The organism is Paenibacillus sp. ALJ109b, assembly GCF_010747435.1.
Classification (GTDB): Bacteria; Bacillota; Bacilli; order Paenibacillales; family Paenibacillaceae; genus Paenibacillus; species Paenibacillus taichungensis.
On sequence record NZ_JAAIFP010000006.1, the window covers coordinates 1 to 22623 of the forward strand.

General features: G+C 46.2%; 20 protein-coding genes. 5 read left to right on the forward strand and 15 right to left on the reverse strand.

Annotation, left to right across the window (positions count from 1 at the left end):
* Positions 1 to 172 precede the first annotated feature (172 nt).
* From pflA to adhE, 3 genes are all read right to left on the reverse strand, one after another.
* Positions 173 to 922 (reverse strand): pyruvate formate-lyase-activating protein, encoded by a 750-nt coding sequence (pflA, locus tag G3352_RS06265; protein ID WP_163755068.1) that lies wholly within the window; start codon positions 920 to 922, stop codon positions 173 to 175.
* 90 nt (positions 923 to 1012) lie between these two features.
* On the reverse strand, positions 1013 to 3271 hold the full coding sequence (pflB, locus tag G3352_RS06270) for a formate C-acetyltransferase (protein WP_163755070.1): 2259 nt from the start codon (positions 3269 to 3271) through the stop codon (positions 1013 to 1015).
* A 772-nt stretch (positions 3272 to 4043) separates the two neighbouring features.
* On the reverse strand, positions 4044 to 6656 hold the full coding sequence (gene adhE, locus G3352_RS06275) for a bifunctional acetaldehyde-CoA/alcohol dehydrogenase (RefSeq protein WP_163755072.1): 2613 nt from the start codon (positions 6654 to 6656) through the stop codon (positions 4044 to 4046).
* A gap of 430 nt (positions 6657 to 7086) precedes the next feature.
* On the opposite strand from adhE, the gene G3352_RS06280 reads away from it, so the two are divergent.
* Positions 7087 to 7803 carry a Crp/Fnr family transcriptional regulator gene (locus tag G3352_RS06280; protein ID WP_076291848.1) on the forward strand — a complete coding sequence of 239 codons (717 nt, stop codon included), beginning with the start codon at positions 7087 to 7089 and terminating at the stop codon, positions 7801 to 7803.
* Positions 7804 to 7886: 83 nt separating this feature from the next.
* On the opposite strand, the gene G3352_RS06285 is transcribed toward G3352_RS06280, so the two are convergent.
* From G3352_RS06285 to G3352_RS06320, 8 genes are all read right to left on the reverse strand, one after another.
* Complete coding sequence (locus G3352_RS06285) at positions 7887 to 8600, reverse strand: hypothetical protein (RefSeq protein WP_163755074.1); 714 nt, start codon at positions 8598 to 8600, stop codon at positions 7887 to 7889.
* Between the two features lie 197 nt (positions 8601 to 8797).
* Positions 8798 to 9529: a hypothetical protein gene (locus G3352_RS06290; RefSeq protein WP_163755076.1), complete on the reverse strand. Its 732-nt coding sequence runs from the start codon at positions 9527 to 9529 to the stop codon at positions 8798 to 8800.
* 167 nt (positions 9530 to 9696) lie between these two features.
* Positions 9697 to 9993: a winged helix-turn-helix transcriptional regulator gene (locus tag G3352_RS06295; protein WP_148661829.1), complete on the reverse strand. Its 297-nt coding sequence runs from the start codon at positions 9991 to 9993 to the stop codon at positions 9697 to 9699.
* 322 nt (positions 9994 to 10315) lie between these two features.
* Positions 10316 to 11044, reverse strand: coding sequence for a ThuA domain-containing protein (locus tag G3352_RS06300; RefSeq protein WP_076291846.1), 729 nt, complete (start codon positions 11042 to 11044; stop codon positions 10316 to 10318).
* 24 nt (positions 11045 to 11068) lie between these two features.
* A complete protein-coding gene (locus G3352_RS06305; RefSeq protein WP_024631039.1) occupies positions 11069 to 12037 on the reverse strand; it encodes a sugar phosphate isomerase/epimerase family protein in 969 nt (322 codons plus the stop codon).
* A 180-nt stretch (positions 12038 to 12217) separates the two neighbouring features.
* Positions 12218 to 13300 (reverse strand): Gfo/Idh/MocA family protein, encoded by a 1083-nt coding sequence (locus G3352_RS06310; protein WP_076291845.1) that lies wholly within the window; start codon positions 13298 to 13300, stop codon positions 12218 to 12220.
* Positions 13293 to 14057 carry a sugar phosphate isomerase/epimerase family protein gene (locus G3352_RS06315; RefSeq protein WP_163755078.1) on the reverse strand — a complete coding sequence of 255 codons (765 nt, stop codon included), beginning with the start codon at positions 14055 to 14057 and terminating at the stop codon, positions 13293 to 13295. The genes G3352_RS06310 and G3352_RS06315 overlap by 8 nt, the downstream gene beginning before the upstream one ends.
* Before the next feature lie 27 nt (positions 14058 to 14084).
* The gene (locus G3352_RS06320) at positions 14085 to 15197 is read right to left on the reverse strand and encodes a Gfo/Idh/MocA family oxidoreductase (RefSeq protein WP_163755079.1); all 1113 of its coding nucleotides are present in this window, start codon (positions 15195 to 15197) and stop codon (positions 14085 to 14087) included.
* 189 nt (positions 15198 to 15386) lie between these two features.
* Here G3352_RS06320 and G3352_RS06325 point away from each other — a divergent pair, with 189 nt between their 5' ends.
* On the forward strand, positions 15387 to 16205 hold the full coding sequence (locus tag G3352_RS06325; protein ID WP_163755081.1) for an AraC family transcriptional regulator: 819 nt from the start codon (positions 15387 to 15389) through the stop codon (positions 16203 to 16205).
* Between the two features lie 41 nt (positions 16206 to 16246).
* Here the strand turns inward: G3352_RS06325 and G3352_RS06330 are convergent, their stop codons facing one another.
* Positions 16247 to 16561, reverse strand: a complete 315-nt coding sequence (locus G3352_RS06330; RefSeq protein ID WP_090900900.1) for a hypothetical protein — start codon at positions 16559 to 16561, stop codon at positions 16247 to 16249.
* A gap of 83 nt (positions 16562 to 16644) precedes the next feature.
* On the reverse strand, positions 16645 to 17583 hold the full coding sequence (locus tag G3352_RS06335) for a Gfo/Idh/MocA family protein (protein WP_163755083.1): 939 nt from the start codon (positions 17581 to 17583) through the stop codon (positions 16645 to 16647).
* Between the two features lie 200 nt (positions 17584 to 17783).
* Between G3352_RS06335 and G3352_RS06340 the strand changes: the two genes are divergently transcribed.
* Both G3352_RS06340 and msrA read left to right on the forward strand, forming a co-directional pair.
* The gene (locus tag G3352_RS06340; protein ID WP_163755085.1) at positions 17784 to 18395 is read left to right on the forward strand and encodes a TVP38/TMEM64 family protein; all 612 of its coding nucleotides are present in this window, start codon (positions 17784 to 17786) and stop codon (positions 18393 to 18395) included.
* 128 nt (positions 18396 to 18523) lie between these two features.
* Complete coding sequence (gene msrA, locus G3352_RS06345; protein WP_163755087.1) at positions 18524 to 19486, forward strand: peptide-methionine (S)-S-oxide reductase MsrA; 963 nt, start codon at positions 18524 to 18526, stop codon at positions 19484 to 19486.
* A gap of 319 nt (positions 19487 to 19805) precedes the next feature.
* Here the strand turns inward: msrA and G3352_RS06350 are convergent, their stop codons facing one another.
* Positions 19806 to 20606 (reverse strand): lipid II flippase Amj family protein, encoded by an 801-nt coding sequence (locus G3352_RS06350; protein ID WP_163755090.1) that lies wholly within the window; start codon positions 20604 to 20606, stop codon positions 19806 to 19808.
* Between the two features lie 226 nt (positions 20607 to 20832).
* Between G3352_RS06350 and G3352_RS06355 the strand changes: the two genes are divergently transcribed.
* A complete protein-coding gene (locus tag G3352_RS06355) occupies positions 20833 to 21306 on the forward strand; it encodes a DUF2188 domain-containing protein (protein WP_163755092.1) in 474 nt (157 codons plus the stop codon).
* Positions 21307 to 21495: 189 nt separating this feature from the next.
* Here the strand turns inward: G3352_RS06355 and G3352_RS06360 are convergent, their stop codons facing one another.
* On the reverse strand, positions 21496 to 22218 hold the full coding sequence (locus G3352_RS06360; protein ID WP_163755094.1) for a YitT family protein: 723 nt from the start codon (positions 22216 to 22218) through the stop codon (positions 21496 to 21498).
* Between the last annotated feature and the right edge of the window lie 405 nt (positions 22219 to 22623).

Consider the following 22623-nt stretch of genomic DNA (forward strand, 5'->3'; position numbering starts at 1 on the left):
AGAACAACCTTCCGATCGCTGTTATCCCCCGATTTTTTTGATTCACTTTTACAAAGGTGAAAATCTGGGGATAAAGGCGAACGCTCCGCTTCTCCAGCTTATTTCTGTCCTCTACGTTCTCGTGTAAATAGTTAGTTCAATTTATTTGGGTCATGTACATAACTGTTGTTACTTATTTGGAGCAAGTCATGCCCGCTGTTTCCGTACGACCTTGTTCAATCAAACGATACGCACGCTCCACTTCCTCATCACTTGGAGAAGGAACTCCATCGAGCGGATAGGCTTTCCCCAGCGTCTGCCATTTGTAAATACCCATCTGATGATAAGGCAGGATTTCGAACTTCTCGACTCCATTTAGCGTTCCAATAAACCGCCCCAGATTAAGCAAGTCTTCTTCCTCATTGTGAATCCCTGGCACATATACGTGGCGAATCCACATTTTTCGTCCATTGTCCGATAACCATTGTGCGGTGCGCAATGTTCTCTCGTTGGATTTGCCTGTCAGCTTGATATGTTTCTCATCATTGATGTGCTTCAGATCCAACAAAACCAGGTCTGTGTTATCTAACAAATCATGAATTCGATCCGGTTCATTGAAACCGTTGCTGTCCAGCGTAGTATGCAATCCCCAGCGGCGTTTCGCTTCTTTGAAAACTTCGGCTACAAAATGAGCCTGTAATGTTGGCTCCCCACCGGATACCGTAAGTCCTCCGCCGGAACTGCGGTAGTAGGACAAGTACGGCTCAATTTCAGCCAGTACCTCCTCCACGCTCATTTCCCTGCCACCATCCAGTGCCCATGTATCCGGATTGTGACAATACTGGCATTTGAGCAGACATCCCTGCATAAAAAGCACGAAGCGGATGCCTGGGCCGTCAACCGTCCCGAAAGTTTCGAGTGAGTGAATATGTCCATTAACCATGCTGCCTCTTCCTTTCTGTATCGCATCCGCTGTGCGTTTAATATGGAGGTTCTACTCCTATCTCCTATGAACTGTTGAGCTAAGCCCGAGTTACATCGAACCGTGGAAGGTCCGGTTAATGACATCGAGTTGTTGCTCACGTGTCAGTTTGATGAAGTTAACCGCGTAACCGGATACCCGTACTGTCAGCTGCGGATAGTTTTCCGGGTGATCCATCGCGTCAATCAACTGCTGGCGATCAAATACGTTCACGTTCAGATGGTGTGCCCCTTGACCAAAATAACCGTCCATCATGGCAACCAGATTGGATTTACGTGTGTCTGACTCTTTTCCGAGTGCTTTAGGCACGATGGAGAATGTGTTAGAGATCCCGTCAAGGCTGTGTTCATATGGCAGTTTGGCTACTGAACCCAGGGATGCCAGTGCACCTTTTTTGTCCCGACCATGCATTGGGTTCGCTCCTGGAGCAAACGGTTCGCCTGCTTTACGGCCATCCGGTGTTGTACCTGTTTTCTTGCCGTAAACCACGTTCGATGTGATCGTCAGTACAGACTGTGTTGGGATCGCATTACGATACGCTTTGTGTTTGCGAATCATGCCCATGAAGCTTTCAACCAATTCAACAGCGATGCTGTCGACACTGTCCTCATTATTACCGTAACAAGGGAATTCACCTTCAATTTCAAAATCAATTGCGATGCCTTGTTCGTTGCGGATCGGTTTGACTTTCGCATATTTGATTGCACTCAGAGAGTCTGCTGCAACTGAGAGACCAGCAATACCACAAGCCATAGTACGTACGATGTCACGGTCATGCAAGGCCATTTCAATACGCTCATAGCTGTATTTGTCATGCATGTAGTGAATGACGTTGAGTGAGTTCATATACAGTTTGGCGAGCCATTCCATCATCGGTTTGAAACGTTTCATAACTTCATTGTAATCCAGCACTTCGCTTGTAATCGCTGGATATTCAGGTCCAACTTGTGCTCCCGATTTCTCATCACGACCGCCGTTGATTGCATACAGCAATGCTTTTGCCAGGTTCGCACGAGCGCCGAAGAACTGCATTTGTTTCCCGATCTTCATCGCAGATACGCAGCAAGCAATACCATAATCGTCTCCGTAGATCGGACGCATCAGATCATCATTTTCATACTGGATGGAGCTCGTTTCGATGGATACTTTCGTACAGTATTGTTTGAATGCTTCCGGAAGCTTGATGGACCAAAGTACAGTAAGGTTTGGCTCAGGTGCAGGACCAAGGTTGTTCAGGGTATGCAGGAAACGGAAGCTGTTTTTCGTAACACGGGTTTCTCCATTTACGGACATGCCTCCGATGGATTCAGTTACCCATGTTGGGTCTCCACTGAACAATTCATTATAATCCGGCGTACGCAGGAACTTGACGATCCGCAGTTTCATAACAAAATGGTCAACCAGTTCTTGAGCCTGTTCTTCAGTTAGCAAGCCTTCTTGCAAGTCACGTTCAATGTAAATATCAAGAAAAGAAGAAACACGTCCGAGCGACATTGCTGCACCATTTTGCTCTTTGATCGCAGCCAGGTAACCGAAGTAGAGCCATTGGAACGCTTCTTTTGCGGTTGTGGCTGGCAAGGAAATATCGAAACCGTGCATTTCGCCCAGTTGTTTCAATTCTTGCAATGCACGAATCTGCTCGGACAGTTCTTCACGCAGGCGAATGACATCTTCATCAATCACATCGACTTCAAGTGCATTCAGTTCACCTTTTTTATTCCGAATCAGGAAGTCCACGCCATACAGAGCTACCCGGCGATAGTCACCGATGATCCGGCCACGGCCGTAAGCATCAGGCAGACCGGTAATAATCCCTGCTTTACGTGCTGCACGCATTTCGGATGTATAAGCATCAAATACGCCCTGGTTATGTGTTTTACGGATGTTCGTAAATATATCAATGACGCCTTGAGGCATTTCAAAACCATAAGCTTCACAAGCATCAATCATCATGCGAATTCCACCGAATGGCTGAATGGAACGTTTGAATGGAGCATCCGTTTGAACACCAACAATCTGCTCTTTGGATTTATCCAGATAACCTGGTTGGTGAGAAACAATCGTTGCTGGCGTGTTTACGTCAACATCGAGTACCCCGCCGTTATCGCGCTCTTTTTTTGTCAGATCGGATACGATATCCCATAACTCTTTTGTATTCTGAGTTGCACCTGCAAGAAATGCTTCGTCGCCATAGTAAGGTGATAAGTTGCGTACTAGAAAATCATTCACATCTACGGATTTCGTCCATGTTCCTTTGGTAAAGTTTCTCCAACCTGTTTGTTGTTTGACATCTTTTTCGATCACCGACATAGTAATCCCTCCACAAATTTGGATTTCCGGACACATGACAGGATGCTTCACTCGTCTCATCTGTGCCCAGAGCCGCGATTAATGTGATAAATTTCACATGTAAGCCGGAACATGTTCTCTCTACTTGGGAACCGGAACCGCGGATGAATGTTTTTCTTACATTTTCAGTATACGTCTTCGTTCTTTCATCATCTGTGATTTTTATCACAAAGTTTGTGACCATCCTCACTCCACTTGTGCTGTGTCAAGTTGAACCCTAAATTATTCACACTTAGCCACTGCGCGGGCAGAACAACTTCCGATCAATGTTCAAACCCGATTTCCCGGATTGAACAATATAATTTGAACGAAAGGATATGTACACTAGCCACTCCGAGGATAGAACAACCTTCCGATCGCTGTTACCCCCAGATTTTTTAGATTACCTTTTAAAAAGGGAAAATCCGGGGATAAAGGCGAGCGCTTCGCTTCTTCAGGTTTTTTCTCTCCTCTCCGTTATCGTGTACATGTATGGTTCAAACTATATAGCATAGAAGGTTGAAATCGTGCTTAAAAGCGAACGCTTCGCTTCTTCAGTTTTTTCTGCCCCTCCGTTATGGTGTGAATACCTCCTGGTTCAAAAAGTAACATCACGGATTCCGTGTAACCTCTTTTAAAAAAGGCAACTGCGAAGATTACGTTATACCTTTTTTTATAGGAAAGACGGCAATCGGGGCTCCCCTTACGGGGAACCCTGACTATATCTGCCTTAATCCTGCTGTTGCATTAGTTGTTATTCAAACTTGCCGTAGAATGCGTTGCGGTATACATCTGCCAGTTCAGTCACCAGCGGCAGTTTTGGATTGGCTGTTGTACATTGGTCCTCGAATGCGCGGTCTGCCAGATAATCGACATGTGCCTCAAAGTCTTTGGCATCGAATCCGATTTCCTGGAACGACTCTTCAATACCCAATGTTTTGTTCAGTTTGCGAATGGCATTGATGAGGCTGGTAACCCCTTCTTCTGTCGTACGTGCAGGCAATCCCAGAATTCGGGCAATTTCGGCATAACGCTCATCTGCAACAAAGTGCGAATATTTCGGGAACGATGCAAACTTCGTCGGTTTTTTCGCATTGTAGCGAATGACGTGCGGCATCAGGATCGCATTGGTACGTCCATGTGCGGTGTGGTACTGACCGCCCCATTTGTGTGCCAAGCTGTGGTTAATGCCCAGGAATGCGTTGGCAAAAGCCATACCGGCAATTGTCGAAGCGTTATGCATTTTCTCACGAGCCAATTTGTCACCTTGCAGTGCCGATTGCTCGAGGTATTGGAATACCAGTTGAATCGCTTTGATCGCGAGTCCATCCGTGTAATCATTCGCCATAACGGAGACATATGCTTCGATCGCATGCGTCAATACGTCCATACCTGTGTCTGCGACAGCCGTTTTAGGCAGAGTGTATACAAACTCAGGGTCGACGATCGCTACATCTGGTGTCAACTCGTAGTCTGCCAGTGGATATTTCGTATTGCCTTGATTTTTATCTGTAATAACTGCGAACGATGTTACTTCCGAACCTGTGCCCGAAGTTGTCGGGATTGCTACGAATTTCGCTTTCACGCCGAGACGTGGATATTTGTAGATCCGTTTGCGGATATCCATGAATTTTTGCTTCAAGTCGTTAAAGTCTGTGTCAGGATATTCATAGAACAGCCACATCGCTTTGGCAGCATCCATCGGTGATCCCCCGCCGAGTGCGATAATGCAGTCTGGCTGGAAGCGGCGCATCATTTCCGTACCGCGATCTACCGTTGTTGTGGATGGATCGGGTTCGACATCAGAGAACACTTCAATGGCTACTGGCATTTGACGTTGACGCAGATAGTGCTCTACTTTTTCCACATAACCGAGTTTGACCATCATCGCATCCGTAATAATGGCTACGCGTGTGATGTCCGGCATTTTGGCAAGATACTGTGTTGCACCTTTTTCGAAGTAGACTTTGTTCGGCACTTTGAACCATTGCATATTCACGGTACGGCGAGCCACCCTCTTCACGTTGATTAAGTTCACAGCGGTTACGTTGGAAGAAGTCGAGTTACGTCCATACGATCCGCAGCCCAATGTCAGTGACGGCATGTTGGTGTTGTAGATGTCACCTATGGCGCCGTGTGTGGATGGCGAATTCACGATAATCCGTCCGGTTTGCAGGCGATCTGCGAATTTGCCAATGACTTCTTCGTTCGTCGAATGAATAACAGAGGAGTGACCCATGCCGCCAAAAGCAACCACTTCTGCTGCACGCTCAATCCCTTCAGCTGCCGTTTTCACTTTGTAACAAGCCAGTACCGGGCTTAGTTTTTCAGCCGACAACGGGAACTTCGTGCCAACACCCTCAATCTCGGCTACGAGAATTTTGGTGTTAGCAGGGACCTCGATACCGCACATTTGCGCAATGCTGACTGCAGATTGACCAACAATCGCTGGGTTCACTGCACATTTCTCAGCATTAATCGCACCTGCGGTCAGTTTCGCTGCCTCATCCTTGTTGACGAAGTAACAGCCGTTTGCGATCATTTTCTTTTTCACCTGATCGAAGATCTGTTCTTCGATGATGACTGCTTGCTCGGAAGCACAGATCATGCCGTTATCGAACGATTTGGACAAAATCAGATCCGTTACCGCTTGATTGATATCTGCACTTTTCTCAATAAAGCAAGGTACGTTCCCTGGCCCTACGCCCAGTGCCGGTTTACCACAGCTGTATGCCGCCCGTACCATGCCTGATCCGCCTGTTGCCAGAATGAGCGCCACATCGTTATGATTCATCAGCGCGTTTGTTCGATCCATGGAAGGATCATCAATCCACTGGATACAATCCGCTGGAGCACCATGCTTCACTGCAGCATCAAGCAGGATTTTGGCAGCTTCCCGGCTACAGTTCTGTGCAGATGGGTGGAAACCGAAGATGATTGGGTTACGCGTTTTGATGGAAATCAGTGCTTTGAACATCGTGGTGGATGTCGGATTCGTTACCGGGGTAATCCCCATGATGATGCCGACAGGCTCCGCAATTTTCTGGAAGCTTTCGTACTCGTTATCTTCGATAACCCCTACTGTTTTGTCATATTTTATGCTATGATACACATATTCTGTTGCAAATATATTTTTGGTGATTTTATCCTCATACACACCCCGACCTGTTTCTTCCACGGCCATTTTGGCGAGCATCATATGTTTGTCCAGACCTGCCAGCGCCATCGCTTGCACGATGCGGTCAATCTGTTTCTGATCCATGGACATGAATGCTGCATGTGCTTTATTCGCTTTGTCAATTAACGTTTGAATATACTGACCTGCTGTCGGTTCTTTTACTGGGGCGACTTCGTTCTTTACAGCCATCTCCCTCATCCTCCTAAAGGTTCGTATTGGTTTGTCTCTCTTCTTTACATTCACATCGTACCATGGGGAAAGAGTTAATTATGTGATTTTTTTCACAAAGTATAACAAATTTAATTTAAGTTTTTTAGTGTCTCTCACTTAGCCATTTACACTTCCTATTTAAACTATAGGGCTGTCAGATTCATTTTCCCCTTTCGAAAGTGAATTTAATCACAATGTTTGAAATTTCGCCATTTTTGCCCCCTTTCCATGCCCCTCAAACGGCAAGATAAGGTATATACTGAACTTAAAAATTGAACCACCGCAATTTGTACCGTCCTTCCCGGCCGAGAGATGACCCTGATCAGGACGGCAACGGTTTGCGGCGAACCACGGGGGCCAGTCCAAGCTGCAGAAGGCCGTCCGATGGACACAAAGGGGAGATAGACTTATGAGAGAACAACTGAGTGTACTGGAAAAACGCGGAAATACCAACTGTTTCTCGGAAGCGAATTTCAACCATCTACTCGTAACGATGAAGGACAGAACCTATCCGGAGGGAACCCATCTGTATTGGGAAGGAGATGTCTCTGACAAACTTTATTATATGAAACGGGGACGTGCCCAGATCACCAAATCCACGGATGAAGGCAAGGAACTGATCATGTATATGTATCAATCTGGTGATATGATTGGTCAAGCTGATCCGTTCTTCGGATCGAAACACAGCTTTTCGGCGGAAGTGCTGGAGGATAGTGAGATCGGTGTACTGGAGCATAAAGACCTGGAGATGCTGATCTGCCAACACTGTGACTTTGCGATCGACTTTATGAAATGGATGGGTATCCATCACCGGTTAACCCAAACCAAATTCCGTGATCTGATGTTATATGGCAAACCGGGGGCACTCTGCTCCACGCTAATTCGATTGTCCAATTCCTACGGCGAGCCTCACGGAGAGCATGTCATGATTCATAAAAAAATAACACACACGGATCTGTCCAATATGATTGGAGCAACCCGTGAAAGTGTCAACCGTATGTTAAGCGATCTGCGTAAAAAAGACGCCATAGAATACGACAACGGCATGATTGTCATCAAAGATCTACACATGCTCCAGGGCATCTGTCACTGTGAATTGTGTCCTAACGAGATTTGCCGAATCTGACGCTTTTTCCGTCTTGTAAAACATTTGATACGCAAATGAAAAAAGCCCATCTTCTATAACGAAGATTGGGCTTCTTTTTATACTTAAGATACAGTAGTCAACTCGAGCTTTACTGCATCACGTGGATTCAACTTCATGTCCAAACCGTTTTCCATCAGTTCCTTATCATTCACCATGATCATCCAGCGTTGGTTCATCCGGGGAGTTACATTTTCAACGGAAACGACGAATTTGTTGTTTTCCGACATTCTTACAATCCCACTGGACTTCAATACATCACGCACAGTACATTCCTGAACATACACCCCGGCATATTGACGATTGAGATTTGGCATAATATTTCCACCGCTCACCTTGAGTAATGTTGTTTGGTAAACAACATCGTCTCCCCCACTGTCAGCGGCTTTTACATATATGATCACTTCATCTTTGACATGAAGCTCCATGTCCCAATTTTCCGGGTCAATATCCTTGCCATTCAGTTTGACCGCCCAGCTAAGTGAGGAGTCCAGAGAAACTTCCCCCACGGATTGGATCCGCTTTCCATCTGCTGTAAAATCGACAAGTCCACTGTTCAATAGTGCTTTCTTGAGCGTCAGACCTTCACTAAAATCTCTCTTAATGGACTTCGTTGCGTCAGGCAAAAAAGTACTGCCATCGACTGCCACAGTAATAGTATTATGCGATTCGGTCTCTTTGACGATTGGCTGTTCGGAAGGCTGTGTCTCGCTACAACCGGCTAATATAACCAGAATAAGCAGACATATACCTATGTAACCGGGGATTCTCTTCTTCATGTAGGTAACACCACCCTGCGTAAAATCATTCACCCTGTTGTCCATAACCTCTATTATGGCACAAAATTCATGCAAAAAAAGTGTCAATGCCGTTACTTTTCATCCAGCAGCGTCCATAACTGGTTTGTACAACACAAAGAGCCTGCAAGCAGGCCCTTTGGCTCCTAATTATCATTAGGGTCTATTAAGTAGTATGTTTACTGAACACAAGCCTGCATATAGGTACGGCCTCCGTCTCCATCCTTCAGATATGGATTGAGCCCAAAGAACTGTTCTTCCGACACATAAACGCCTGTCAGCAAACGCCCTTCAAGTAATCCACCATCCACTTGTACACAGAACGAAGGTGCATCCACATATTCCTGATAAAACGGAATCTGACCCGATGAATGGTGTACCTTGGATACCTTGCCTTGCTCATGCAGCGGCCGTTCGGAGAAATAGGTAGGTACAATATAACGGGCAATCACATCAAGCTCCTGTACAGTGTAGAAGGTGTCATCACCCAGCCAAGGCGCGAACAGGCGGATCTTCTCATATTGTGACCATACAATCGCCTGAATCAACATCTCCGCTTGAACAAAACGACCTTCGCCCACATCCAGATACACACGCTCTTCATGAAAGTTGGCTTCGGCCTGAACCCCGATGGAATCGGGTTGTCTCAGTTCACATCCGATACATTTCCAGCCTCTTGCTGTCTGAATCCATTTTTGCAGTACCGCCGGAGCCATTACCTGACCATTGCTATTCGTGGAATGAGTCTTCTCTCCTGCAACATCATCCTTAACCGACGCGGAATATGAAGTTCGTTTAAATAGCTCCGCAGCTTTTTTGTAGATTAAATGTACCTGGATGGATGCGCTCTCAAGTTCTGCAATATCTTGCTTGCCGTAGCGTACTTCACGGGATAAGCTTTCTTCTCTCATGACAAGTGGCCTCCTCGCTCCGGCCGCCTGCGGCCATTTTATTTACAATTATACTACAACTCGCGACAACATGTGCAGGACCCTGAAGACAAAAACTCCTGATTTCCACTGGAAATCAAGAGCCTTTATCCCACCAGTTAACTTAGTTTGAGCTGGGGAAGCTGTTACTACTCAACCCACTGCTCTGCCCAGTCTTGAATTTGATTCATAACAGGCTGTAGCGCCTTGCCTTTCTCTGTCAGTTCATATTCAATACGAACTGGCGTCTCCGGATAGACATGACGGATCAGAATTCCTTCGCTTTCCAGATCCTTCATCCGTTCTGACAACATCTTATCACTCATGGATGGTATCAGGTTGGAGATATCCTTGAATCGCTTTGAACCACTCATCAACGTTTGAATAATCAGACCGTTCCAGCGTTTACCCAGAAAAGAAAACGCCGTCTCAAAGCGCGGACACATCCGCAAATCTTGGCCTTCCACATTAATCACCTCTTTAGAGATCACTCAACTTACGTTTAGTTAGTATATTTCATAATAACATATTTAAGTCTCAAAGAAAACGTCTGCCGCTAAAAAGTTAAAATTTTAGAGGCATAACTCAACTTCGATGATACAACTCAGTATACATCACATGGGACAACGGAACCATGGGAAAATATCGTCTAACTCCCATGTAGCTATCTTACCCAAAAAGAACCCAGCTGCCACAGTCATACTTGACTTGGAGAAGGGTTCTTTGGTATATCGTTTATTTTATGCTTTCACACAGCCAATTTGCAGCTTAAACCAGCACGTTACCAAGTGATCTTACAGGCTCGCTGAAGCCAAATTCCGGCTTAACGTTGCGCGTAGGATATGCCCACTTCACTCCATTGCTGATCACTTTTAAAATTTCCGGATTATAGAAGGTCGGGTATGTTTCATGACCTGGACGGAAATAGAAGATTTTACCTGAGCCGCGGAGGAACGTACATCCGCTTCGGAATACCTCTCCGCCTTGGAAGTTGCTTACAAACACCAGCTCATCCGGTACTGGAATATCGAAGAATTCCCCGTACATTTCTTCTTTTTCCAGAATTATCTTGCTGTTGATGCCTTCGGCAATCGGATGGGACGGATTCACACACCAGATAATCTCCTGCTCATTGGCTTCACGCCATTTCAGGTCACAACTTGTGCCCATCAGCGCTTTGAATGGCTTGGAGAAGTGACCGGAGTGCAGTACAATCAACCCCATACCATCCAGGACCCGCTGTGCAACCTTCTGTGTAATCTCGTCGCTCACACGATCATGCGCCATATGTCCCCACCATATAAGCACATCTGTAGAATTCAGCACCTCATCACTTAATCCATGTTCGGGCTGATCCAGTGTTGCAGTGCGAATGGCAAAGCCTTCGCCTCCCAGTCCGTTTGCCAACGCCATATGCAAACCGTCTGGGTAGACTTCCCTTACTTCATCGTGAATTTTCTCATGGACAAATTCATTCCAAATGGTGACGTTAATCATATTCATTTTCCCCCTAGTGTAACTCTAAACCCACCACATATCTCCCAGCGGCTCTTCAATCAATACTTGTTGGAGATTTTGCACAGCTTTAGAGAATCCTTCTTCTACCGACATCAGACCATCTTCGTGTTCAATACTTACGACATAATCATATCCAACCAGACGCAGAGCGCTAATAATATCAGCCCAAGTTTTGTTATCGTGACCATAACCGACCGAGCGGAATTGCCAAGCACGATCAAGCATGTTTGTATAATCCTGCATATCTGTTACACCATATTTGTTCACGTTAATTGGATCAATAGTTGTATCTTTCGCATGGAAGTGATGAATCGCGCCTTCACGTCCCAGAATGTGGATTGCTTGCACCGGATCAATACCTTGCCACCACATGTGGCTTGGGTCCAAGTTAGCGCCAATCACTTCGCCTGCTGCTTCACGCAATCTCAGCAAGGTAGCTGGTGTATGCACCGAGAATCCACCGTGCAGTTCCAGTCCCACTTTCACATTGTGATCTGCAGCGAACTTGCCCCACTCTGTCCAGTAAGGGATAACTTTGTTGTCCCATTGCCATTTAAGAACTTCCTGGAAGTCATTCGGCCATGGTGCAACAGGCCAGTTCGGATATTTGGCATCCTCATGGTCTCCTGGACAACCGGAGAATGTGTTTACAACAGGCACTTCCAGTTTCTCAGCCAGTTCTACCGTCTTAACGAAGTCATCGTGGAATCCTTTTGCAATATCCTTTTGTGGATGAAGCGGGTTACCGTGACAGCTCAATGCGCTGATAGTCAGACCGCGAGATTCTACTGCATTTTTGAAGTTTTTCAATGCTGTCGGATTGCTCAGAAGCTCATCCGGTTTACAATGAGCATTACCTGGATGTCCACCAGTTCCGATTTCTACTGCTTTCAAGCCCTTGGATGCAACATAGTCAAGTGCATCCTCCAATTTACGTCCTCCGAATAGTACCAAAAATACGCCGAGTTTCAAGTGCGATTCCTCCCTAGATTAAATATCATAATATTTGCTGGTTTTATGAACAATGAACTGCATAAAAATACCGTTCAGATCACATGATTGTATCGTTATTGTGGAAAATCAAGAGCTATTCTATCCTGAAATTAAACGTAAGAATACTGGTTATTTCATTGGAAATGATATCTGGTTGGTTTAGTCGAAATAAACCGCTTTGCCTGTCTGAGCAGACTCGTAGATCGCTTCAAGGATCTGAGTAACCACGATGGCTTGTTCAGGTTTTACAACTGGATCTTTGTCTTCAATGATCGCTTCAAGCCACATTCTAGCTTCACGATCCGCTTCATTTTCTGCACTACCAGAATAAAAAGCAACTCCACCTGCATCCAGATCTACCTTAGTTTCAAACAGACGGCTGCGTTTCTCGCCATTGATACGCAGACCATCCTTCATATCCGCGCCACCTTCTGTTCCGCAAAGCAGTGATTTGGCTTCGCCGAATTCAGCAACATTCAGTGCCCAGCTGGACTCGATAATAATTGTAGCCCCATTCTCCATCGTCACAAAGCCGAATGCAGAATCCTCTACCTTGAATTGTTCCGGGTCCCACGGACCAAAAGCATTGGCCGCATTCTCACGTTGACCCAGCTTGTGGAACGTTGAGCCCATTACACTCTTCGGTTTGTAATTATCCATCAACCAAAGAGTCAGGTCCAGCGCATGTGTACCGATATCAATCAACGGTCCTCCGCCCTGCTTTTCCTCATCAAGAAACACACCCCAGGTAGGTACAGCACGGCGGCGAAGTGCAATTGCCTTACCGAAATAAATATCGCCCAGTTCACCTTCTTCACACATTTGTTTCAGGTATTGGCTATCATTGCGGAATCGGTTCTGATACGCAATGGACAACTTTTTGCCTGTACGTTGTGCGGCTTCCAGCATAGCCTGCGCTTGTGCAGACGTCTTCGCCATTGGCTTTTCACACATTACATGTTTGCCCGCCTCAAGAGAAGCGACCGTGATCACGGAATGGGAGTCGTTTGGTGTACACACGTGTACCACATCAATGCTTTCATCCTTCAGCATCTCGTTATAATCCGTATATACTTTGGCTCCCTCAGCACCGAATTCAGCTGCTGCCTCCTCCGCACGTTCTTTCACAATGTCGCAGAAAGCGACCATACGGCCCTGAGATTGTTTGGACAGGCTGGGCATATGTTTACCTTTGGCGATTCCGCCACAACCTACGATGGCGATATTAAGTACTTTAGACATGAACAAGTCCTCCATTAGCGGCATATTTTCTAATCCAGTTCATACTGCTCTCGATGCTTTGCAGTGGAGGATTCTGACATACATCCTGTTCCACAACAAGCCACTCGGCTCCCGCCTGATCTGACGCTGTAGCTACAGCCCCCAAATCTACCTCACCATGGCCGAATTCCACTGTCAGGACTTGACCTTCTGAACGGCGCATGTCTTTCCAGTGGACCAGTGGCAAACGTCCCGCATACTTCGCGATGACTTCCGTTGGCGGGTATCCTGCGGCGTGAGCCCAACACGAATCCAACTCCACTTGCAGATGGGAAGCGGTTACGGTATCATACATCGCGTATAACGCCGGCTGCCCCTCAACCTGCTCTGTAAATTCAAAATCATGATTGTGATACATTAACACCATATCCTGCTCTGCACATTTCTCACCAATATCATTCAGGGAAGCAAATACGTTATCCCATTGTCGTTGTTCTTCCGACAGATAAGGGACAATCAGGTTTTTGTTTCCGATGGCTTTGTGATAAGCGATCACGCCATCAAGATCCTCAAGCAGACTATTGTACTGAACATGGGTACCCACAATCTCCAGACCGAATTCATCCAGAATGGCCCTTACTTCTTCCGGGCTATGCCCGTAAAAGTTATGGAACTCTACGCCTTGATATCCAAGCTCTGCAACCTTAGCAAGTGTACCTTTGAAATCGCATTCCAGTTCATCACGTACCGTATATAGCTGTAATCCAACCTTCAACATTTACCGGTTCACCTCATCCGAGATCAATTAGTGTGACTGTACAGCCTCTGACTGATTTTCATCTGTATTGTTTTTTGCTCTTGCTTGATAAGTGCTCTCCATTTGGATATGTTTGCCCTCAAGCGAGGAGCGCTGGAACGCATGCATAGCTTCAAGCACATGGTAGGCGAGCTTACCGCTGGCCTTGTGTTCGCGTCCGGCTCGAATGGATTCAACCATTTCGGTAACGCCGATTCCGCGCTCGTTCTGTCTGCTTTCAAAAGCAGGCGTCACAGTCTCCCATGTGTCCTGACCGAATCTGCGCAGCTTCACTTCACCGTTAAAAAAGTTGGGGTCCGGTATGCTCATCGTGCCTTCGGTACCGTAAATTTCAATCCGTGGCAAATCCGAAGCACCCCGGATATCGAAACTGGTGATCATGGTTGCAATGGCACCTTCCTCAAAATCAATCGTTCCTGCCAAGTGTGTTGGCGTCTGTACCTCAAGAGGTGTACCTTCCTTCGGCCCGGAACCAATAACGCGGTCCGTGATCTGTACACCTGCCGATGAACTGATTCTGCGAATCGGTCCAAGGAGAGTAATCAGAGCGGTCAAATAGTAAGGCCCCATATCGAACATCGGTCCGCCACCAGCGACATAAAAGAACTCTGGATTTTGATGCCATGCCTCCGGCCCTCCACCCATGAAGAATGAAGTTGCCGCAATCGGTTTACCGATCAGTCCTTCTTCAATTGCCTTGCGGGCAGTCTGAATGCCTGATCCAAGGAACGTATCCGGTGCTGAACCAACATACAATCCTTTTTCCTCAGCCAGTTCGATTACCTTGCGACCATCCTCAAGAGAGATTGCAAGTGGTTTCTCGGCATACACATGTTTGCCTGCTTCAAGCACAGCCAGATCAGTCATGGCATGACTGCCAGGAACCGTGAGGTTTAACACAAGCTCAATTTCGTTATCTTGCAGCAACTCATCTACATTGTAAACGTTTGCGATATTGAATTCATCAGCTCGTTCTTGTGCCCGTTCACGGATCAAATCCGCAACAGCCACCACTTCAATGAGAGGATTATCTTTAAAATTTTCAAGATAAATGGCGCTAATGTTACCGCAACCAATAATGCCCGCTTTCATTTTCTCCACAGTGATGTTCATCTCCTTATGAATGGTGAGAACCTGTAAATTTGCATATTTGAAATTGAAGGTTTTACGCTTAAGTGTTGCACTTGAATTTAATACTATGGTATTCCGTTTCGGCTTCAATTAAAATGAATAATATGATCGAAACATGAACTATCTGGTCATAATTTTCAAATTGCAAGGAGTATGCCAATGCCGACTGATTATTCCTGCCAGGTTCTTACAGCAGGCTTCTCGTTTCATCGCAAACCTTATATAGGCTTGCATCCTGAGGGAGTAAAGAATTACCTGATGAGGCTCCAGACGGACGGACGTTGCCGAGCCCGTGTAGACGGCGAGATGTCGCTTGTTGATGCGGGTGACCTGCTTCTGTTTAGTCCAGATGAGCCATATGAACTGAGAGTAGACAAGGAGCAAAATCCGATGGGTGAACGACTTGTGGAGAGTGGTGATTACCATATTTTCTTCAATGGGGACTGGGTGGATGAGTGGTGGAAACATCACAAGAGGCCGAACCGGATCAAGGTGCAGCTGACCGAAAGCCTGCTCACCCTGTTTCGTCAGCTCGTACTGGAGCAGCGCCGTATTTCCAATCCTTACCCTGAAATCGCCAGTTATTATATGCGAATTCTTTGTCTTGAAGTGGATCGTATGCTCTCGGAGCATCCGACGATTACTAATACCAACTATGTGGCATATGAGATTAAAAGTTACATCGAGGAAAACGCTTCTTCTCTATTCAAGCTTGAAGATATAGCTACCCATATTGGAATCAGTGTCTCAAGGGGAGTTCATCTCTTCAAAGAAGCGTTTGGTAAAAGTATTATGCAATATACACTGGATGTACGACTGAACATGGCCAGGGAACGGATCATTTTTAGTCCAATGACACTCGAACATGTAGCCGAATCTTCCGGCTTTAACAATTATACGTATTTCCACCGGGTATTCCGCTCCCGGTTCGGCATGTCGCCCAAAGAATTCCGCGTCATTCACCGGGAACAGATGTAATCGCTTCATTAATACGTATACGTATTATTCGTAACCGAAACTTATTTGCGCGCGGCAATCGCCTCGGATACAACCATAGCCAGATCTTCATTGCCAAACATGGATAGCACACCCAATACAGTGTCGTCCGGAATGTCACCGGCTTCCTCCTTGGATACAACTAGCTTCAGCACCTGCTGCAAACGCTCGTTGCTCAGTTGTTCCGGGTAGGCTTGCTGGTACATCTCTTCCGGATCCAGTCCATGATTGACACACCACTGGGCAAATACCAGAATCATCATTTCCTCTTCCTGTTTATACGTTTCAATTACAGCTTCCTCAATCTGTTTGTTGCGTTCTTTTTCATATTCATCCATGGTATTATACTTCCTCCAATATCGTTTAATGAATCATTGGTGCGGAAGGCTTCATTCACACTCCCGCACGACCTTCTGCAAGATTAACCGCGAATAAGCTGTTCGGCCAGGTCATGACTGTCCATGACATGACTTGCACTGATGGCACAGTCATCCGGGGTTTCAAGATTTGCCAAAAATTGATCAATGGCTCCCGTAAATCCTCTTCGGGTCAAAATACTTTCCCAGCTGCCAAAGGTTTCCTTGCGTTCCTGTGCACCGCGTTCCTCATACTTCGCTATTTCCATGTTCAGCACTTCTACCGATCTTCCCCCGCCATATAGCTCAAGCTTCTCCAGATCCGCTCCTGCTTGGCGTACCATATCGAATCTGCCAAATGCCGTTCTGCCCAGCTTGGCTGATCCAGCCGCATGCAACAGTCGGTCCAGATCATTTTTACGTATCCACTGATGGAGCAGCTGCACATTGTGATCCGAATACCATAACATCAGGTCAAGGATATGAATCAGATCATCATAGATGGTTTCCGCAGCGGGACGATCCTGAATTCCTGTCCGATGTTTAGTAACTGTCAGCGATTCAAAACCCTGTCCAGCCTGCATCCATTCCTTCGCGTTTTGATACAAAGGTGCAAATCTCCGGTTAAAACCTACCCCCAAAAGAAGACCCTGTGCTTCAGCAAATGCGGTCATTTCTTCCGATTCCCGCAACGTATAGGACAGCGGTTTGTCCACGTATACCGCCAGCCCCCGCTCCAAACATTGCATGACAATGTCAAAATGAGCTTCTGTCGCTGTATGTACAAACACCGCATCCAGATCCCAGGACAACAATTCTTTTATATCCGTTGTTCCATTGTTCAATCTATAGGTATGCTGTATTTCCTTCACCGGCTCGGGAGAACGGTTCATAATCCCCGTAATTTCCACGTTAGTGTGGGCAGTCAACAGCGGCAAATATACTTTACGTGCAATATCCCCGAGTCCGATGATCGCAGCACGGGTTCGCTTGGTTGTTTCCATTATGATCATTCCACCTTCAGATGATTTCTATATTTCTACGTCCTATAGTGTAACCCTTCAGACAGCAACATGCCAGTGATTGCAGCTAGAACCGGCACGAATTGTCCATCCTTTGGTTGAACGTGGTAAACTTTAGAGAGATAGCAATACGGATTGGGATACGGTAAGAACTTCCTGGTCTGAAAGGAGCGTTTGGGATTTTGCGAAAATGGTTATGGCTCCTCTTATATGTTTTACTTGCCGGAGTCACGTTTATTTACAGATATGAACTGCTGGCCTGGACCGATCTGCATCAGTCCATACCACTTTTACTCGCCATGGCGACGTTGTTTGCTCTTGTACCCGTAATTCCGTACAAAATCGTCATTATTGCCTTTGGCTACAGTTACGGCACTGCAACAGCAGCCTGGATATGCTGGCTTGGAACCACATTTGCTGCACTGCTGGTATACACCGGAGCAAGAACGATATTCCGAAATCAGGCCAGAACCTATCTTGAACGCATTCGAGGTTTGAATCGATTTACAACATGGATGGAGGCTCATCCCTTCATGGGTATCATGTCTATGCGGCTGCTGCCCATCGTGCCCCAAATGGCGGTTAATATCTATGCGGGCATTACCTACACCCCATTCTGGGTGTTCATGGTTGCGACAGCGATTGGCAAATTGCCTGCGATTTTTGTTTTTGCCTATGCGGGTGCACAAGCAGAATCATCAATCTGGGTGAGCCTGTTAATCCTTGCCGGTTATCTCGTGTTCATGACGATAATATTGCTCTTGTTTCGCTTACGCTCTCGTAAAAAGGTCTAAGTCGGAACATTCAGAAACATTTCAGACTCATCCTCTTTACGATCCTGCTTGGTTGGCTTGCCAATTCGGGATATAATAGAAGAGTAAGCCAAAATATCATTCTTCATCAGAAATGGAGTGACTATAGCATGGAACAACATACTAGTGAAAAAGCAACTTTTGCAGGCGGGTGCTTCTGGTGTATGGTATCCCCCTTCGAGGAACTACCCGGTATTCATAAGATTGTATCGGGATATACAGGAGGACATACGGAGAACCCAACATATGAGGAGGTCTGCTCGGAAACGACAGGTCACGTAGAGGCCGTTCAAATTACGTTCGACCCTGCCATCTTCCCATATGAGAAACTCGTTGAATTGTTCTGGCAACAGATCGACCCAACGGATACGGGTGGACAATTCCATGACCGTGGATCATCTTATCAGACAGCCATCTTCTATCATAGTGAAGAACAACGCCAGATCGCAGAAGCCTCCAAAGCAGCTTTGGCACAAAGCGGACGTTTTGACAAACCAATCTTCACACCGATTTTGCCAGCGAAAACGTTCTATGAAGCAGAGGAGCATCACCAAGGTTACCATCACAAAAACCCTGCGCACTACAAACGGTACCGTAAAGGTTCTGGACGTGAAGACTTTATCGAACGTAACTGGTCCGGCAAAGTGGATAAAGACGGCCTGAAGGAGCGTCTGACGCCGCTGCAATATGAAGTTACCCAAAACAACGCAACCGAACCAGCGTTCCATAACGAGTTCTGGGATCACCACGGTGACGGAATTTACGTGGACATCGTATCCGGTGAGCCACTGTTCAGTTCCACCGACAAATACGATTCAGGCTGCGGCTGGCCAAGCTTCACCCGTCCACTGCGGGACTACAATGTGAAGGAAAAAACGGATCTCAGCCATTTCATGATTCGTACCGAAGTGAGAAGTCGTGAAGGGGATTCCCATCTGGGTCACCTGTTCAACGACGGCCCTGCCGAAGCTGGTGGAATGCGTTATTGCATCAATTCCGCAGCCCTTCGTTTTGTACCCAAAGAAGATCTTGAAAAAGAAGGATATGCCGAATACGCCGTACTGTTTAATTAAGTAATGGTTCATTGAAGTACGTATTTAAGAAGCGCTAGCGAATCGACCGCCTCTTAAGAGGACAATTCACTTGAAATGCTAATTTTAAAGAATTTCAGTCACGTTATTCCGGTGAAAACTGCGGAACAGCCTGAAGCAGCGTGTAAAGCGATGAAATAACGTCTCTCCGATTCGTTACATTACAAACTTGAGGCAATTGAAGCTATTAACTTGTGCTCCGTTCGTTAGACATTAATTAAGACTAAAAAAGGGACTTCCCGTCATCTTCATGACGCATGGGAAGTCCCCTTTCTTTTTTTGTATATAGATTGGAATTAGCTTACATCGTACTCACAATCCAGCCGATCCAGTAAGCAAATGGAATCAATAACAACTGCGCTAACAATGTGCCAAATAAACGGGATACAAGCATACAGCCATAGATCTGATTCATTCGATCCAGCCGGATTTCACCACGCAGAGATTTGTCGCTAAGCAACGAAATACGAGGATCAATCAGGATGGTTAACAGAATGGTTGCTACTCCATTAATGAGTCCGGTGGATTGCGAAGCAGCTACAGCCTGCCCCGGATAAAGATAAGCAGCGTACAGACTGGATAGAACTCCTGTCGTATAGATTGCTGTCACCGCTATGTTCAACGTCATTAGACGTCTGGGCATTCCGTTGTGTACCAATAACTTTGCCATTTTCCATGATGGCGGGGTAATATAATACATCGCGTTTTTGAGCTTGCTGCGCTTCATTAGACCTCGAACCATGGATGGAATCGATCCTGCCGCCTCAAAATGAACGACCATTCGGGAAGCGAGCTTGACCATCGTTGGAAAACTTAGAATAGCCAGGGCTGTTCCTACCGTAGCCGCACCCATTAGCCAGTGCAGTTGTGCTGCAAAGTGGGGATTCCCTCCATTCGTCGCAGTATCCACGAGATTACCTACCATCGGCCCTTGGGCCATATTGGAGGTACGCGACACCAGCAGCAAAATTCCAGACAGAGATAAGGCCAGCGCTATTCTGCGAGTACGTAATCCTCCAAGGCGTAGCGCATAGGACAGACTGTCAGCCGCATGAATAAGCATCGTAAACAACATAGGAATGGCTAGGCTCAAACTAAACATATGTAAATCTCCTTATCTTTTCTTTTTCTCATTATGCTTCTATTGTAATTTCAAGTATGGAAGCATTATACTCCTCATCCACATAAAAGTATAGAAAGGGCAGAGAAGCTGAACAGTAAAATGCACCAAAACTACATGATATGCTTCAAGGTTCTCCACAATAATCGTTTATTCAACCGGGTAAAGGGTAATATACAATAACTATATTGTACAGGAGGGAATCAATATGCCGTGGAACAAACAGTATTATCCCGTTTCTATGAAAAATCTGGAGCCTCGTGTCAGACATAAGGCCATTGAGATTGCCAATGCATTGCTGGACGACGGTTATGAGGAAGGACGCTCCATTGCAATCGCGACTGCCAAAGCGGAAGAATGGGATGAGAATCATCCCACATCGAAGAATTCGAAGCAGGCTACAAAACATACTTCATCAGACAGCAAATCGGAGCATGGAAAGTCTTCCTCTCCACGCCGTCATTCCGAGCCCGTCTCTTCTTCCAAAAGCCATGATAACATTCATGTCGTTCCTACTGACTCCGGCTGGGCCATCAAGGAAGAAGGTCAATCCAAATCTCTAGCTACGTTCCGAACCAAAGCCGAAGCTGTGGATGCTGCCAAAGAAAAGAGTGAAAAACAGAACATTCGGGCTATTATCCATAATGAAGATGGGCAAATTGCCTCTTCCCTTAAGCCTTAAGTGAATCTGTTCTAAAATAGGATATATCGTGAATGTATTACGCTATTTTTTTAATGAAGGCAAGCAAAAAAGCCCTTTCGCCGCTAATGGAATGATTCCCATCAAGCATGCAAAAGGGCTTTGTGTTTGGTATGAGGCCAGCCCACCTTATTCAAACAACATTCATTTCGAATAGGGTGGTCGTTACGTTTAATGCGAAACACCTCTAGCCACCGGAGCTCGTTGTGTAGCACCGCTGACTACTTTGGCTGCAGTCGACACGGGCAGTTTCACAGCTGAGGTCGTAACCGTCCGGCGAGCCGGGAAACTGACCATGTACGTAATCACCTTACTGGCAATCCATACGGCCAGAATGGTATATAAAGTTTCTTTTACCGGTAGAAAGAAAAGCGACAATCCGAGTACAAACGCATCGCTGACAAAGAAAACCGTTCCCAGCTTCCAGCCCTTCCAACGGCTAATGAGCACCGCCAGAATGTCATCTCCACCTGTCGCTCCTCCGAATCGTAGCACCATGCCAGCTCCCACGCCGGTAATAACACCGGACAGGACTGCCGGAATCCACAGATTACCATGAAAAGGAATGACCAGGGTAGAGTACCGCTCAAACCCGTCATAGAACAATGAGAATGCGGCCACACCCAGCAGCGCCTGAATCATGAACTTCCAGCCCTTGAGGAACCAGGCCAGAATCATGACTGGAATATCCAGCAGTAGCATGCCGATTGCAGGTGATAAGCCTGTCGCGTACTTTCCAAGCAGGGCCAGACCGACAAATCCGCCCTCCGATAAATGATTCTGAAAATTAATGTGATAGTAGGCAAATGCCAAGATAAATGTTCCGAGCAGCATAATGGCGAACTTTCCCGCCTCTGTCTTAACTTGTTGTAAGGTTAACGATGTTCTCTTCATTCAGGTTCCCTCGCAGTTTGTAAAGGTTGGTTTGCACCGACCGTACCCTGCAAAAGGCAAGCCTGGAAGAAATCATCGTATTTGTCCTTCGAATATTATTCATTCCAATCCCCTCTTTCGCAGAGTCAGCCGTTTTTTTCTTTACGGTGGTGTACTCTACAAGGGGCGCTAAGTGTAAGAGAGATCGTAACGTTTCCAGATCGTCCTTGGGGAGATTATCCTTCGGGAACTCATGGTATCCTGATCCTTTCTGTCTGTTGGTGGTTAGCTATGCTTGGTTAAACGTATACTTTCCACTAATCACTTCGATTGTAGCACCCTCTTCCGATCGCTGTTATCCCCGGATTTTTTTGATTCCCTTTTTCTAAGGGAAAAATCCTGTGATAAAGGCGAACACTTCGTTTC

Bases quoted from the DNA above. Each gene is read 5' to 3' on its own strand.
- pflA (WP_163755068.1), bottom strand. From the start codon at position 922: ATGGTTAATGGACATATTCACTCACTCGAAACTTTCGGGACGGTTGAC.
- pflB (WP_163755070.1), bottom strand. From the start codon at position 3,271: ATGTCGGTGATCGAAAAAGATGTCAAACAACAAACAGGTTGGAGAAAC.
- adhE (WP_163755072.1), bottom strand. From the start codon at position 6,656: ATGGCTGTAAAGAACGAAGTCGCCCCAGTAAAAGAACCGACAGCAGGT.
- G3352_RS06280 (WP_076291848.1), top strand. From the start codon at position 7,087: ATGAGAGAACAACTGAGTGTACTGGAAAAACGCGGAAATACCAACTGT.
- G3352_RS06285 (WP_163755074.1), bottom strand. From the start codon at position 8,600: ATGAAGAAGAGAATCCCCGGTTACATAGGTATATGTCTGCTTATTCTG.
- G3352_RS06290 (WP_163755076.1), bottom strand. From the start codon at position 9,529: ATGAGAGAAGAAAGCTTATCCCGTGAAGTACGCTACGGCAAGCAAGAT.
- G3352_RS06295 (WP_148661829.1), bottom strand. From the start codon at position 9,993: ATGTGTCCGCGCTTTGAGACGGCGTTTTCTTTTCTGGGTAAACGCTGG.
- G3352_RS06300 (WP_076291846.1), bottom strand. From the start codon at position 11,044: ATGATTAACGTCACCATTTGGAATGAATTTGTCCATGAGAAAATTCAC.
- G3352_RS06310 (WP_076291845.1), bottom strand. From the start codon at position 13,300: ATGTCTAAAGTACTTAATATCGCCATCGTAGGTTGTGGCGGAATCGCC.
- G3352_RS06315 (WP_163755078.1), bottom strand. From the start codon at position 14,057: ATGTTGAAGGTTGGATTACAGCTATATACGGTACGTGATGAACTGGAA.
- G3352_RS06325 (WP_163755081.1), top strand. From the start codon at position 15,387: ATGCCGACTGATTATTCCTGCCAGGTTCTTACAGCAGGCTTCTCGTTT.
- G3352_RS06330 (WP_090900900.1), bottom strand. From the start codon at position 16,561: ATGGATGAATATGAAAAAGAACGCAACAAACAGATTGAGGAAGCTGTA.
- G3352_RS06335 (WP_163755083.1), bottom strand. From the start codon at position 17,583: ATGGAAACAACCAAGCGAACCCGTGCTGCGATCATCGGACTCGGGGAT.
- msrA (WP_163755087.1), top strand. From the start codon at position 18,524: ATGGAACAACATACTAGTGAAAAAGCAACTTTTGCAGGCGGGTGCTTC.
- G3352_RS06350 (WP_163755090.1), bottom strand. From the start codon at position 20,606: ATGTTTAGTTTGAGCCTAGCCATTCCTATGTTGTTTACGATGCTTATT.
- G3352_RS06355 (WP_163755092.1), top strand. From the start codon at position 20,833: ATGCCGTGGAACAAACAGTATTATCCCGTTTCTATGAAAAATCTGGAG.
- G3352_RS06360 (WP_163755094.1), bottom strand. From the start codon at position 22,218: ATGAAGAGAACATCGTTAACCTTACAACAAGTTAAGACAGAGGCGGGA.